Annotated in this window: 17 protein-coding genes; 7 read left to right on the top strand and 10 right to left on the bottom strand. The window is 63.7% G+C overall.

What is annotated here, in order from left to right:
- The 3 genes from G6N78_RS25755 to G6N78_RS00780 all read left to right on the top strand — a co-directional run bounded on the left by G6N78_RS25755 (window position 1) and on the right by G6N78_RS00780 (window position 1459).
- A complete protein-coding gene (locus G6N78_RS25755; protein ID WP_234905842.1) occupies window positions 1–147 on the top strand; it encodes a hypothetical protein in 147 nt (48 codons plus the stop codon).
- A 2-nt stretch (window positions 148–149) separates the two neighbouring features.
- Window positions 150–392: a hypothetical protein gene (locus G6N78_RS00785; protein ID WP_165214577.1), complete on the top strand. Its 243-nt coding sequence runs from the start codon at window positions 150–152 to the stop codon at window positions 390–392.
- Window positions 393–547: 155 nt separating this feature from the next.
- Window positions 548–1459 (top strand): alpha/beta hydrolase family protein, encoded by a 912-nt coding sequence (locus tag G6N78_RS00780; RefSeq protein ID WP_165214574.1) that lies wholly within the window; start codon window positions 548–550, stop codon window positions 1457–1459.
- Between the two features lie 17 nt (window positions 1460–1476).
- Here G6N78_RS00780 and G6N78_RS00775 read toward each other — a convergent pair whose 3' ends face one another.
- The gene (locus G6N78_RS00775; RefSeq protein ID WP_165214571.1) at window positions 1477–2178 is read right to left on the bottom strand and encodes an SDR family oxidoreductase; all 702 of its coding nucleotides are present in this window, start codon (window positions 2176–2178) and stop codon (window positions 1477–1479) included.
- 199 nt (window positions 2179–2377) lie between these two features.
- Between G6N78_RS00775 and G6N78_RS00770 the strand changes: the two genes are divergently transcribed.
- Both G6N78_RS00770 and G6N78_RS00765 read left to right on the top strand, forming a co-directional pair.
- Window positions 2378–3202 carry a L,D-transpeptidase gene (locus G6N78_RS00770; protein WP_165214568.1) on the top strand — a complete coding sequence of 275 codons (825 nt, stop codon included), beginning with the start codon at window positions 2378–2380 and terminating at the stop codon, window positions 3200–3202.
- A 159-nt stretch (window positions 3203–3361) separates the two neighbouring features.
- Entirely contained in the window at window positions 3362–4072 is a 711-nt protein-coding gene (locus tag G6N78_RS00765) for a L,D-transpeptidase (protein ID WP_165214565.1), read from the top strand.
- Between the two features lie 34 nt (window positions 4073–4106).
- On the opposite strand, the gene G6N78_RS00760 is transcribed toward G6N78_RS00765, so the two are convergent.
- The 7 genes from G6N78_RS00760 to G6N78_RS00730 all read right to left on the bottom strand — a co-directional run bounded on the left by G6N78_RS00760 (window position 4107) and on the right by G6N78_RS00730 (window position 8785).
- Complete coding sequence (locus tag G6N78_RS00760) at window positions 4107–4430, bottom strand: type II toxin-antitoxin system RelE/ParE family toxin (RefSeq protein WP_165214562.1); 324 nt, start codon at window positions 4428–4430, stop codon at window positions 4107–4109.
- Window positions 4427–4660 (bottom strand): ribbon-helix-helix domain-containing protein, encoded by a 234-nt coding sequence (locus G6N78_RS00755; RefSeq protein ID WP_206531591.1) that lies wholly within the window; start codon window positions 4658–4660, stop codon window positions 4427–4429. The genes G6N78_RS00760 and G6N78_RS00755 overlap by 4 nt, the downstream gene beginning before the upstream one ends.
- Before the next feature lie 54 nt (window positions 4661–4714).
- Window positions 4715–6142, bottom strand: coding sequence for a D-alanyl-D-alanine carboxypeptidase (locus G6N78_RS00750; protein ID WP_234905920.1), 1428 nt, complete (start codon window positions 6140–6142; stop codon window positions 4715–4717).
- 329 nt (window positions 6143–6471) lie between these two features.
- Window positions 6472–6762, bottom strand: a complete 291-nt coding sequence (locus G6N78_RS00745) for a type II toxin-antitoxin system RelE/ParE family toxin (protein WP_165214553.1) — start codon at window positions 6760–6762, stop codon at window positions 6472–6474.
- Window positions 6755–7030 (bottom strand): type II toxin-antitoxin system ParD family antitoxin, encoded by a 276-nt coding sequence (locus G6N78_RS00740; RefSeq protein WP_165214550.1) that lies wholly within the window; start codon window positions 7028–7030, stop codon window positions 6755–6757. The genes G6N78_RS00745 and G6N78_RS00740 overlap by 8 nt, the downstream gene beginning before the upstream one ends.
- A 177-nt stretch (window positions 7031–7207) precedes the next feature.
- On the bottom strand, window positions 7208–7597 hold the full coding sequence (locus tag G6N78_RS00735) for a hypothetical protein (protein WP_165214547.1): 390 nt from the start codon (window positions 7595–7597) through the stop codon (window positions 7208–7210).
- 216 nt (window positions 7598–7813) lie between these two features.
- Complete coding sequence (locus G6N78_RS00730; protein ID WP_234905841.1) at window positions 7814–8785, bottom strand: YihY/virulence factor BrkB family protein; 972 nt, start codon at window positions 8783–8785, stop codon at window positions 7814–7816.
- Window positions 8786–8909: 124 nt separating this feature from the next.
- Between G6N78_RS00730 and G6N78_RS00725 the strand changes: the two genes are divergently transcribed.
- Window positions 8910–10523 (top strand): helicase HerA-like C-terminal domain-containing protein, encoded by a 1614-nt coding sequence (locus G6N78_RS00725; protein WP_165214541.1) that lies wholly within the window; start codon window positions 8910–8912, stop codon window positions 10521–10523.
- Between the two features lie 57 nt (window positions 10524–10580).
- A complete protein-coding gene (locus G6N78_RS00720; RefSeq protein ID WP_165214539.1) occupies window positions 10581–10985 on the top strand; it encodes an endonuclease domain-containing protein in 405 nt (134 codons plus the stop codon).
- A 425-nt stretch (window positions 10986–11410) separates the two neighbouring features.
- Here the strand turns inward: G6N78_RS00720 and G6N78_RS00715 are convergent, their stop codons facing one another.
- The gene (locus tag G6N78_RS00715; RefSeq protein WP_165214536.1) at window positions 11411–11713 is read right to left on the bottom strand and encodes an alkylphosphonate utilization protein; all 303 of its coding nucleotides are present in this window, start codon (window positions 11711–11713) and stop codon (window positions 11411–11413) included.
- 122 nt (window positions 11714–11835) lie between these two features.
- Window positions 11836–12192: an HNH endonuclease family protein gene (locus tag G6N78_RS00710; RefSeq protein WP_165214533.1), complete on the bottom strand. Its 357-nt coding sequence runs from the start codon at window positions 12190–12192 to the stop codon at window positions 11836–11838.
- Window positions 12193–12322 lie beyond the last annotated feature (130 nt).

The following is a 12322-nucleotide window of genomic DNA, read 5'->3' as shown; positions in this document are numbered from 1 at the left end:
TTGCTGATTGAATGCGCGCTGGCCACCAATGCGTCCATCATTCTGACGAGAGACAGTCACTTCCTGCCGGATGCACTTCGGCCATACCGGTTATCGGCCATAACGCCGCAGGAATTTCTGCAGACCATCTATCAGAAGGAGGCTTGATCATGGGACAATATCCGCTTCGGGTTCCGGATTATATTCTTGAGCAGGCGCGCAGAGCTGCCGAGGAGGAAAATGTGTCCATCAACCAGTTTCTCGGCACTTTGATCGCCGAAGGGCTCGGCCATCGACGCGCTGTTCTGTCGCTGCGTGAGCGGGCCGAGCGGGGAAGCCCGGAGGCCGCCTTGGCAATTCTCGATCAGATTGCGGGAGATGATCCGGACGCCGGCGATGAAAGGCCATTCTGACCCGATTCCACGCGCTGTCGTCGCGCTCCTCGGCTCTGCGGTCCTGCTGACTGACAGCCGGCGGCGCCAGTCGAGAAAGCGTGATGCGCCATCGGCTTGCCGGGGGCGCTTGCAGTGCTAAATTGACCCTCCCGCCACAGTCGCATGAGTTCCCGATGCAGATCTCCCGCCGCCAGATGCTTTCGTCTCTCGCTGCCGCAACGCTCCTGCCGCAGGCCGTGCGGGCCGAGGAGCCGCCGCCGTTTCCGATCCCCGCCGTGCCGCCGCTGGAGACGGACGACTATGCCGTCGCCCGCAAGCATTTCGAGACGAAACTCCTGCGCTTCGGGCCCTCTCCGGAACAGGCGGCCCCGCTCGGCGAGCCGCCCGGCGCCCGCAAGGTGCTCTATCCGAGCGGTCGCGACGGCGCCCTGAAGCTGATCGCCTGGGTCTCGCACTACGAGCCGTCGACGGAGCTGAAACCGGCCGTCCTTTTCCTGCACGGCGGCAATGCGACGGGGGATGGGCACTGGGAACTGGTGATGCCCTATGCCAAGGCCGGTTTCGTCGCCATGCTGCCGTCGTTTCGCGGGGAAAACGGCCAGGCGGGCAATTATTCCGGTTTTTACGACGAAACCTCCGATGCGCTGGCGGCGGCGGAGTTTCTCGAAAACCTGCCCGGCATCGACAAGAACCGCATCTATCTGGCCGGCCACAGCAATGGTGGAACCCTGTCGCTGCTCTCGGCCATGACGCGCAAATTCAGGGCGGCGACGCCGATTTCGGCCGGCGTCAGCGCCTGGCGCTATTTTGGCCGTTTTCGCAAGGAGATGCCGTTCGATCCGACGAATGAGCGCGAACTGATCATGCGCTCCTCGGTCTGCTTCGGCACCAGCCTGAAATGCCCGACGCTGCTTCTGCGTGGCTCGGAGGAACGGCCTTTTGATGCCAATGATCAGTTGCTGATCGATCGCGCCCGATCGGCCGGCGTGTCGATCGATCACCGCCTGCTGCCCGGCACGCATAATGGCGTGGTGCCGGGCGCGGTGGAGGAAAGCATCCGCTTCTTCCGCCATCACGGGGCGTGACTGGCGGGCCTCACACCTTACACGGAGCGGGTGATGCCGCCGTCGATGCGGATGTTCTGGCCGGTGATGTAGCCGCCCCGTTCGGAGGCGAGCAGCGCCACGAGTTCCGAAATCTCGTCCACCGTGCCGTAGCGGCCCATCGGGATGCGCCCCTTGAATTCCGGCTTTTCCGGCAGGCTGTCGATGAAACCCGGCAGCACGTTGTTCATGCGGATATTGTCGGCCGCATAACGGTCGGCAAAGAGCTTGGTGAAGGCGGCAAGCCCCGCCCGGAAGACGCCGGAGGTGGGGAAAGCGGGGTCCGGTTCGAAGGCGGCAAAGGTCGAGATGTTGACGATCGAGCCGCTCTTCTGCGCCTGCATGATGGGGGTCACCAACCGGGTGGGGCGCACGACATTGAGGAAATAGACCTCCATGCCGCGATGCCAGTCCTCGTCGGTGAGATCGAGCACGGGAGCTCTTGGGCCATGGCCGGCGCTGTTGACGAGCGCATCGATGCGCCCGAAGGTCGTCATGGCAAGATCGACCAGCCGGGCGAGATCCTCGTTCGACTGGTTCGAGCCGGTCACGCCGATGCCGCCCAGTTCCTTGGCCAGCGCTTCGCCTTTTCCCGAAGACGAAAGGATCGCCACCTTAAAACCCTCCGCCGCAAGCCGGCGTGCCGCACCCGCCCCCATGCCACTGCCGCCTGCCGTGATGAGTGCCACCTTGTCCGTCATCGGTTGTCTCCCTTGTGTGTGCTTGTGCGTGCTTGTCTACTCGCCTGCCGGCCTGTCCTGTGTGGCTTCCGTTGAAGTATGGCCTGCCGTCCGGCTCAAGTGAATTCCGCTGACAGCATGATGATTGCCCTTTGGCGAAAGCCTCGCGCCAGCCGCAACTGCCATGGTCGGCAGGACGTCATCTGCCGGAAGTTCCTCCATGACCCTTGCTGCCCGACATCTGTCCCGCATTGCTGCGCTGATTTCGCTGCCCCTGATGGCAGGCGGCCTGTCCGGCTGTATTCTCGTCACGGATACCAGCCGCATGAACCCGGATGTCTTCGTGCAGGAAACGGCGCCCGTCTTCCTCAATCCCGCCTATGCGGCGCAGGTGCCCGTGCAGCCGCAGCCGGTGCCGGAACGCCAGCCGATCCCGCAGAAGCGCGACCTCTACCAGACGCAGTTCCACCAGACCTATGGCATCCCGGTGTCGAACCCGGTGCACCGCGCCTATTATGCCAGCCTGCGCGACGATGGGTTTACCCTGCCGGCCATTCCCTATTCGCGCATCGATGCCCGCTATCTGCGCCAGGAGGTGGATTACCGCACCAATGAGGCGCCGGGCACCATCGTCGTCGATACCAAGGCGCGTTTCCTCTACTTCGTCCAGCCGAACGGCAAGGCGATCCGCTACGGCGTCGGCATCGGTCGCGACGGGTTTGCCTGGTCGGGCCGCGGCGTAATCCAGTGGAAGGCGAAATGGCCGCGCTGGACGCCGCCGAACGACATGGTTCAGCGCCAGCCGGAACTGGCGAAGTTTTCCGCAGCGCAGGGCGGCGCCATGCCCGGTCTCAATAATCCGCTCGGTGCGCGTGCGCTCTACATCTTCAAGGACGGCAAGGACACGCTTTACCGCGTGCACGGCACGCCGGACTGGCAGTCGATCGGCAAGGCGACCTCGTCGGGTTGCGTGCGCCTGCTGAACCAGGACGTGATTGATCTCTTCGATCGAGTGCCCTCCAACACGCCGATTGTGGTGATCTGATCACACGAGGGTCACGATAAGGTGCGGCGACCGCCTCTGGCCGCCGCATTAAGCCTCCCTATACTTCTTCTGGCCACAATTGCGGAACCAAAGTCGGGACCATCCGTTGGTTCGCGTTCCATCGTCCGCCGTCTCCAGTCAAGAAGTAAACCCGGCCCCATGATTTCAGACACTATGAACCGCCGCCGTCTCCTGAGCTTGCTCGCCGTCGGTACCGCCTCCACGCTTGCCGGCTGCGCCTCCTCCGGCCCGCCCGGTCTCCGCCCCATCGCCATCGCCGCCCCGCAACTGCCGGCGCCGCCGACGGGCCGCTCTCCCGAACTCGATGCCACCTACGGCCAGATGGTGGATGGCGGTTTTGTCATCCCCGCCGTGCCCTATTGGAAGATCCCGCCGCGCTTCTACCGCCAGCGGGTGGCCAACATCACCGGCGAACCGGCGGGCACCGTCATCGTCGATACGAAATCGCGTTTCCTCTATCTGGTCGAATCGGGCGGCGAGACCGCCATGCGCTACGGCGTCGGCATCGGCCGCGAAGGCTTTGCCTGGCAGGGCGAGGGCGTCATCCAGTGGCGGCAGAAATGGCCGAAATGGACCCCGCCGGAGGAAATGATCGCCCGCCAGCCCGAGCTCGCCAAATATTCCGCCGCCAATGGCAGCATGGCACCCGGCCTGATGAACCCGCTCGGCGCCCGCGCGCTCTACATCTTCCAGAATGGCAAGGACACGCTCTACCGCCTGCACGGCAATCCCGAATGGAACTCCATCGGCAAGGCCGTCTCCTCGGGCTGCGTGCGCCTGATGAACCAGGACATCATCGACCTCTACGAACGCGTGCCGAACAAGGCACGGATCGTGGTGTGGCAGTAAAATAGGAGAAGCCCGGCGCTCTGAAGCGCTGGGCTCACCTGTTCTCGTCCGACAGCCAGGACGGGATATCGCTGTGACTATGCAGCATTCGTATGACCGTCACCTCTGTCTGGACAATGTAGAACAGCATCCAGGGAAATCCCTTGATCTGCAGCGTTCTCAAGTCCTTGATGTTGACGGATTGCGCGTAGCGCAGAGAGCCGGTCTCTGGGTACTCCGCAAGGAGCAGGAGGGATTGCTGGAGGCTAGCGACAAAACGTCGTGCTACAGCCGCTCCCGCATCGCTCCTGTAGCCATCGATCGCCCGATCGATATCGAGAGCCGCAACCGCATTGAGGCGAACGGCCCGCAGCGTCACCTATCCTCCAAGCCATCCGACGCCCGAGCCATCAGCTTGGCAAAATAGTTCGCATCGGCAACGGCAATGGTTGGCGATGCAAGGCCTTCCTGCAGTTTGGCGCGAAGCGCTTGCCGCTGCTGTTCACGCCCGATGAGATCAAGGACATAGGCATCGCGCGTCGAAAACCCCCGGGCTGCCGCCTCGGTTTCAACAAAGCTGTCCAGATCTTCCGGCAGAGAGAGGCGCATCTGTTTCATGAGACTGAGAATAGCGCGACGTCGCCACCCCTTCAAGCGGCCTCGTCATCCCCCCGCCGGCACCACCTGGCAGGCGAAACTCTCCGCCTTCAGCACCTTGCAGGCCGAGAGCGCCGAGGCTTGATCGGAAAAGCCGGAGAAGCGGGCGCGGTAGGTGGCGCCGGCTTTGCCGTGCACGGAATCGGTATAGGGCGTCAGGCCCTGGAAACGACCGTCGAGTTTCGGCATCGCCCGCGACAGAAGCGAAATTGCGTCGGTTTCATTGCCGGCGGAGCCGACCTGCACCCGCCAGCCGGCGCTCGTGACGATCTTGAAGGGCAGGGCGGCCTCGGCGCTCGGCGTCTGCGTATACGCGAGGTCGGAGCGCGGCGCGGCCGGTGCGATCTCTGCCCGTTGCGCCCGGGCGATGGCGGCCGGCGGCTGCGGCACGGCGGCAGAGGGCGTATAGCGATCGGCGATCACCGGTTGCGGCAGGGCAGGGGTGGCGATTGCGGGCGCAGAAGAGGCGGGAGGGCGCGGTGCGACCGGGAAACTCGCCTCCTGCCGCTTCACGGTTCGTGTCGGGGCCTGTTCCACACGCTCATCCTCTACGCTGCGCATCACCGGTGCCGGCACGCCGCTGCGCGGCGGTGCGGGCGTGTCGGAAAACATCGGCTGCGGCCCTGGTTGCGCTGCGGGCCGCAGCGCTGCCATCAGCGTGCCGCCGCGGGTCGTTGCCTTCGGCATCGTCTCGTCCAGCAGTTCGGCCATGCGCGCATCGCGGCTGCGGGCGCTTTTGCCGCCCAGAACGACGCCGATCACCCGGCGGCCATTGTCGTTGACGGCGCTGACGAGGTTGAAGCCGCTGGCATTGGTAAAGCCGGTCTTGATGCCGTCCATGCCCTTGTAGCGATACATGAGATTGTTGTGGCCGCGCAGCGTCTTGCCGCGGAAGCTGAAGCTTGCGGTGGAAAACAGTTGGTACTCGCGGGGAAAGTCGCGCATCAGCGCGAGACCCAGCCGCGCCATGTCGCGCGCCGTCGTCACCTGCCGGCTGTCGGGCAGGCCGGAGCCGTTGCGGAACACGGTGCGGCTCATGCCGAGCTGCCGGGCCTTCGCCGTCATTGCGGCGCCAAACCGCTCCTCGGACCCATAGAGATGATCGCCGATGCCCTCTGCCACGTCATTGGCCGAGCGCACGATCATGCCGTAGACGGCTTCGCGCACCGTATAGGTCTGGCCCTGGCGAATGCCGAGCTTCATCGGGATGGTGCGCGCACCGTTGGCCGACATCACGATCTGCTGGTCCCATTTGAGCCGACCATCGCGCAGCGCCTCGAACACCATGTAGAGCGTCATCATCTTGGTGAGCGAGGCCGGATGGTTCAGCTCGTCGGCATTCGTCGCCTGCAAAACCTTGCCCGAATTGACGTCCAGAATGAAATCCGCGTAACCGGCCTTCGCCTCGAGCGCAAAAAGCCAGACGCCCATCATCAGCGCAATTGCGGCGGCGTGGCGGCCAAACCCGCCCGTCGTCTCAGTCATCCCCAAAATCCCCGAAATCCCCGAAATCCGTGTTACCGTTTCAAGATAACGCGCGACTGGGGCGGAAAATTAGTCACAAGTTTAATTTTTAAAATTGTCGTTAATGATGTGTTGCCAAGACGTTGGCCCGGCCTCCTGAGACGGCGCCGGAACCAGGGCCATGCCGGTGCCGACCCTGGTCGCGGCGCAGGCGTCTGCAGTAGCTTGCTGTTCGGTGTCAGTCTCAAGCGGCGCCCGGGCTACAAACGGTCAATCGTTTGGGTGCCCTTCGCAAAAGCTCAACGCAACCAGCTATCCATGTCGCGTGTGCCGTAGACGATGGCCACGACGAAGATACCGTAAGGCATCGGCTCGTAAATGATGATGTAGCGCCCCTCGATAAGAATGCGCGCCGTGGGACTCAATTCCGGGCGGGAGGTTCCCATCATGGGCTGCCCTGCTGCCAACTCGGCCTTGTCGAGAATACGGCGCAGTAAACCATCTGCGGCCCGCTCATTGTCGGGAGCAATTGCGCGCCAGATGTCGCCAAGGTCTTCCTCTGCACGCGGGCTGAAAAGGTACTTAGCCACGCAAACGGGCTTCCGCCTTCAACTCTGCGAGCAAGGCGTCTGCCTTAACCTCACGGCCGTCACCACTGGCCATACCTTCATCGTAAGCCTTTTTGAGACGCGCGAGGTCCATTTGGCGCACTTCCTCGCGCTCTTCCCAAAGCCGGAGAGCGTCGCGAACAATTTCACTGTGGGAGGCATAACCGCCGTTGTCCACGGCAGTCTGCATCATTGCCGCCTGTTGCGGTGTCAGGGATATGGTCAGCGTGCGCATGGTGGTCGCTTTCATCCTTCCCTCTTATGCCAGATCTCATAATATCAACAAATACTGCAAGATAAGCGCCCGCTTCTGCAACTGACAACAAAGCTGTTGTAAAAGAGAATACCTGCAGTTGATGGCCGGACCCTCGACGGGTCCGGCTCACCGTGTCGAACGCGGGCCACGCTGGCGAGCCCGCGATCAGGTTCACACGAACTGGCTCAAGCCCGGCACGGAATTCACCACCTCGTCCACTGTCTCCGCGCCGGCATGTTCGCGGGCGACGGCGATGGTTTCGCGGGCAAGCGCGGTGATCTCACCCATGCCCAAGCCCTGCGACATCAGCTGCTGGCCGAGCGCCATCACGCCGCCGCCGAAGCTCGCCATCAGGCCGCCCAGAAGGCCGCCGCCGCCGGCACCTGCGCCGTTGAACTTGGCGACCAGTTCCGGCGCGCCGGGGATCGCCTCGATCATGCGGGCCACCGCGCCGTCATCGGCTTCGCGCTGCAGGAAGCCCAGCATCATGCCGACAGCCTTTTCCGCGACGTCCGGGGCGATGCCAACATTCTCCGCCACGCGGTTCACGAGATCGTTCATCAAACTCTCCTCAGGTTTTTGACGTTAACGTCAAAGTAAATAAATCGCCGCCCGGATGCAAGCCGCAAGCGCGTGTCGTACATCCGCGATGCCTAACATTTTGCCGGGAAAAGTACATGGCGTTGATGCCGCGCCCGGCGCAAGCTGCAGCGTGGCGCAAGCCGCCCGCCGCGCATGGTAACGCATCGTGCGGGAGGAGGGCTGACGGGAGAGCGGTCAGCCGGAGGTTTCGCCGAGTGTATCGGCCATATAGGCACCGCGCCGTCCCATCGGCTGTTCGGGGCCGGTGGTGCTGTCGCGCGCCGTCTGGTGTTCCAGTTCCGCATTCACCTCGGCCCCGAGGATGACGATGACCGCGGAAATCCACGTCCAGAACAGAAAGCCGATCAGCGCGCCGAGCGTGCCGTAGGTGGCGTTATAATCGGCAATGTTGGAGAGATAATAGGAAACGCCGAGCGAGCCGATGACCCAGAGGAGGGCGGCCATCGCCGCACCCCAGGTGACCCAGCGCAGCCTTGCCCGTTCGCGGCTCGGGCCATAGCGGTAGAGCAGCGTGATGCCGAAGGCGATCAGCACCAGGAGCACCGGCCAGCGCACCACGCTCAGCACCGTTTCCGCCACGCCGCCGAGATTGACGAAGGCAATCACGGCCGGGATGACGCCAAGCCCGATGACCAGCACGATGAGCCCGATCAGGCCGCCAATCGTGAAGGCGAAGGAGACGAGATTGAGCCGCAGGAAACTGCGCTTTTCATCCTCCGCATAGGCAATGTTCATGGCCTCGAACAGGGCTTTGACGCCGTTGTTGGCGCTCCACAAGGCAACCGCCAGACCAAAGATCAGGCCATAACTCAGGGCGCTGCGCTTTTCGTTTGCCAGCGTCTGCAACTGGCCGAAGAAGATGTTGAGACCTTCCGAAGGCATGACCTGGTTCAGAAAGGAAAGCCGTTCGGTGATGGTGGCCGGATCGGCAAAAAATCCGTAGAGCGAGACGAGTGCCGTCATGGCCGGAAAAATGGCAAGCAGCAGGTAGAAGGTGACGCCGCCGGCCACCAGCAGCACCCGGTCTTCCTGCACGGCGGCAAACACGCGCCAGAAGACATCCTTCAGCCCCTTGGCTGGAATGTCACGCGGGCGCTCCGCCTCCCGTCCGCGATGCTCTTCGCCTGTCCCTGCCGCCTGTGCCACCGGTGTTCCTCCTGTCCGTCTCGTTGCGGGTTTGAGCCAGCATTGCCGATCCCGTGAGCCCACCCTATACAGGGGGCCGCATACATGCGCATAAATGCAAACGAGTTGAGGGAAGGGCGGTTGCATGACTGAGGCAGGAAAACTCTTTATCGGCGGAAGTCGAAATCCGGACGATACGTTGAAGAAGCCGGAATTCTTGAGCCTGAAGTTCGGCAACCGGCACGGCCTCGTCACCGGCGCGACCGGCACCGGCAAGACGGTGACGTTGCAGGTGCTGGCGGAAGGGTTTTCGGAAGCCGGCGTGCCGGTCTTCTGCTCCGACATCAAGGGCGATCTCTCCGGCATTGCCGCCATGGGCGAGCCGAAGGACTTTTTGCTGAAGCGCGCCGAACAGATCCAGTTTGCCGAGTATGACAATGCGGCCTACCCGACGATCTTCTGGGATCTCTACGGCGAAAAGGGCCACCGCGTGCGCTCCACCATTGCCGAAATGGGGCCGCTTCTGCTCGCCCGCCTGATGGATGCGACGGAGGCGCAGGAGGGCGTCCTCAACATCGCCTTCAAGATCGCCGACGAGGGCGGCCTGCCACTGCTCGACCTCAAGGACCTGCAGGCGCTGCTCGCCTATATGGGCGAGCATGCGGGCGAAATCTCCCAGCGTTACGGTTTTGTCTCGAAGGCCTCCGTCGGCTCGCTGCAGCGCGGCCTGCTGGTGCTGGAGCAGCAGGGTGCCGAACATTTCTTTGGCGAACCGGCGCTGAAGATCACCGATATCATGCGCACCAGCACCGATGGCCGCGGCGTGATCTCCGTGCTTGCCGCCGACCGGCTGATGATGAACCCGAGGCTTTACGCGACCTTCCTGCTCTGGCTGCTGTCGGAACTCTTCGAGGAACTGCCGGAAGTCGGCGATCCGGAGAAGCCGCGGCTCGTCTTCTTCTTCGACGAGGCGCATCTTCTCTTCTCCGAGGCGCCGAAGGTGCTGCTCGAACGGGTGGAACAGGTGGTGCGCCTCATCCGCTCCAAGGGCGTCGGCGTCTATTTTATCACCCAGAACCCGCTCGACGTGCCGGAAACCGTGCTTGCCCAGCTCGGCAACCGGGTGCAGCACGCGCTGCGCGCCTATACGCCGCGCGAGCAGAAGGCGGTGAAGACGGCGGCCGATACCTTCCGCCCAAACCCGGATTTCAAGACCGACGAGGCGATCACGCTTCTCGGCACCGGCGAGGCGCTGGTCTCGACGCTCGAAGGCAAGGGCGCGCCCTCCATGGTGGAACGCACGCTGATCCGCCCGCCGTCCGCCCGCATCGGGCCGCTCACGGATGACGAGCGCCGCAAGCTGATCGCCGCAAGCCCCGTCGCCGGCCAGTATGACAAGGACATCGACCGCGAATCCGCCTTCGAGATCCTGATGGCGCGTGCCGAAAAGGCGGCCAAGGGCGCGGTGCCGAAACGCGCCGAAGTGGCGCCGGAAGCACACGAGGAGGCGGAGCCCACCCGGAAAACCGATAGCGCCGCCGGCCGCTGGTCGCTCCCCGGCTTTGGCGATGCGGCAGACGAAGCGCTCCGCGAAGAGCCGCCGAAAAAACGCAGTTCCGCCGGCAAAAGCTCCGGTTATCAGCGCGAAACGGTGATCGAAGCGGCGATGAAAAGTGCGGCCCGCTCCGTCGCCACCTCGGTCGCCAACCAGCTCGGCCGGGCGCTCGTGCGCGGGATCTTGGGGAGCTTGAAGCGGTAGGGGGCTTGAGGGATCTTCGGGCCGGCCCGCCTTCGCACGGAGAGCGCGGGAGGAGGCATGCGGGGTGCAAGGAAAGCTGTGACGCATCGGGCACGGGCCTTGCGGCAATCGGACAATGATGCCGAGCAACGCCTGTGGTCTCATCTGCGGAACCGCCAGCTCGGCGGTTTCAAATTCGTCCGACAACTGCCTCTCGGCCCCTATTTCGCCGATTTCGCCTGCCGGGAGCGGATGCTGGTGGTGGAAGTCGATGGCAGTCAGCACGCTGGGTCTGTGACTGATCAACGGCGCAACGCCGTCATGCAGTGCGCGGGCTGGTCGGTTTTGCGCGTCTGGAACGTCGATGTGCTGCGCGAGACCGACAGCGTGCTCGAGACTATTCTCGCCGTTCTGGACGGTCGGCTGGCCGAACGGGTGGAGGCCTATGATCTGCGCTTCTATCCCGCCTTGCCGTGCGGATGATGTCGCGCAGCGGGTTGGGCTGCCCCTCACCCTAACCCTCTCCCCGCAGGCGGGGAGAGGGGACTGCGACGTGCCTGGCGCGTCCGGTCGAGTCCGCGGCTCGGGGATCACCGTATTTGCAGGAATGGTTCTCTTTTCAACGGATGGAGTGAAGCACCGGCTTCGCGGGTGCCGGGTTATAGGCGCTCTGCGCACGCCTGTTCCAACGCCTCTTCCCCGTGTTTGCAGATATCGAACACGTCACCGGATGTGCCTTGGGGAATTGGCGCTGCAGAAACCGAAATAAAGAGCTCTGCCCAATGCCTTGTCTCGCAAGAGGGAGCGTCTCATTGGGCTTCGATTGGTGGGACGAGGCACGCCGCAGTTCCCTCTCCCCGCTTGCGGGGAGAGGGCTAGGGTGAGGGGCAAAGCCCGGAAGGGAACCCTTACCGCTTCCGCACGAATTCCGTGCGCAGCACGAGGCCCTTGATGGCGTCGTGGCGGCAGTCGATTTCTTCCGGGTTGTCGGTAAGCCGGATGGATTTGATCACCGTGCCCTGCTTCAGCGTCTGGCCGGCGCCCTTCACCTTCAGGTCCTTGATCAGAACGACGGAATCGCCGTCGGCCAGCAGCGTGCCGGAGGCATCGCGCACGTCTGCACCCTTGGCGGCTTCGGCCTTCAGCTCGGAGGCCGGGCGCCATTCGCCGGTTGCTTCGTCATAGATGTAATCGTCGTCATCGGCGGCCATGCTGGCTTGTCCTTCTTGTCTCATCTGCAGGCGCCATAGGCGCTCTGCGGCCGGAAGTCAAAACCTGGCGCTTAGCCGGTTCCTGTCGCGGTCTGATGACGCCCCTTCGCCTCGGGTAGGCCTCACCAGCGCGCCGCCGGTTTCCCCGTCTCGCGCCGTCGGTTGCTGCGCCGCGTGCCGTCGAAAAAGCCGGGCGGCTTGGTCGAGACCCAGCGGATGAACTTGGCCATGTCCGGATGGGCCAGCAGCGCCTCCACGCTGGAATAGTTGGTTTCCAACTCGGCTTCGGAAAACAGCGCGTGGATCTGCCGGTGGCAGATGCGGTGCAGCGTTTGTGTTTCCCGCCCGCCGCGGCTCTTCGGCACGAGGTGGTGCTCGTCCCGCTGGTCTTCCGGAATGGGACGGCTGCACAGCGGGCAGACCACCTCTTCCGGCGGTCTGTACCAGGCGGCGATCTTTTCGCGGTGTTTGCGGGCCATGCGGATCCGGTTCTTTGACGAAACGGCAATATGGGTCGCCTCGCTCCGCCGCACAATGGGTGGCACGGGCACGGGTCGGCACGCGCCCACATGACGTGTCGGGCGGATGGGATGTGTTTGCCACTCCCCT

This window comes from Allorhizobium pseudoryzae (assembly GCF_011046245.1).
Lineage (GTDB): Bacteria > Pseudomonadota > Alphaproteobacteria > Rhizobiales > Rhizobiaceae > Neorhizobium > Neorhizobium pseudoryzae.
Note: the sequence above shows the minus strand (reverse complement) of the source record. Positions and strands in the feature narration are given on the sequence as shown.

What these genes read in the sequence shown, in the direction of transcription:
- G6N78_RS00765 (WP_165214565.1), top strand. Translation starts at nt 3,362, where the DNA reads ATGATTTCAGACACTATGAACCGCCGCCGTCTCCTGAGCTTGCTCGCC.
- G6N78_RS00715 (WP_165214536.1), bottom strand. Translation starts at nt 11,713, where the DNA reads ATGGCCGCCGATGACGACGATTACATCTATGACGAAGCAACCGGCGAA.
- G6N78_RS00750 (WP_234905920.1), bottom strand. Translation starts at nt 6,142, where the DNA reads ATGATGGGCGTCTGGCTTTTTGCGCTCGAGGCGAAGGCCGGTTACGCG.
- G6N78_RS00720 (WP_165214539.1), top strand. Translation starts at nt 10,581, where the DNA reads ATGCGGGGTGCAAGGAAAGCTGTGACGCATCGGGCACGGGCCTTGCGG.
- G6N78_RS00770 (WP_165214568.1), top strand. Translation starts at nt 2,378, where the DNA reads ATGACCCTTGCTGCCCGACATCTGTCCCGCATTGCTGCGCTGATTTCG.
- G6N78_RS00775 (WP_165214571.1), bottom strand. Translation starts at nt 2,178, where the DNA reads ATGACGGACAAGGTGGCACTCATCACGGCAGGCGGCAGTGGCATGGGG.
- G6N78_RS00785 (WP_165214577.1), top strand. Translation starts at nt 150, where the DNA reads ATGGGACAATATCCGCTTCGGGTTCCGGATTATATTCTTGAGCAGGCG.
- G6N78_RS00710 (WP_165214533.1), bottom strand. Translation starts at nt 12,192, where the DNA reads ATGGCCCGCAAACACCGCGAAAAGATCGCCGCCTGGTACAGACCGCCG.
- G6N78_RS00780 (WP_165214574.1), top strand. Translation starts at nt 548, where the DNA reads ATGCAGATCTCCCGCCGCCAGATGCTTTCGTCTCTCGCTGCCGCAACG.
- G6N78_RS00735 (WP_165214547.1), bottom strand. Translation starts at nt 7,597, where the DNA reads ATGAACGATCTCGTGAACCGCGTGGCGGAGAATGTTGGCATCGCCCCG.
- G6N78_RS00725 (WP_165214541.1), top strand. Translation starts at nt 8,910, where the DNA reads ATGACTGAGGCAGGAAAACTCTTTATCGGCGGAAGTCGAAATCCGGAC.
- G6N78_RS00755 (WP_206531591.1), bottom strand. Translation starts at nt 4,660, where the DNA reads ATGCGCCTCTCTCTGCCGGAAGATCTGGACAGCTTTGTTGAAACCGAG.
- G6N78_RS00740 (WP_165214550.1), bottom strand. Translation starts at nt 7,030, where the DNA reads ATGAAAGCGACCACCATGCGCACGCTGACCATATCCCTGACACCGCAA.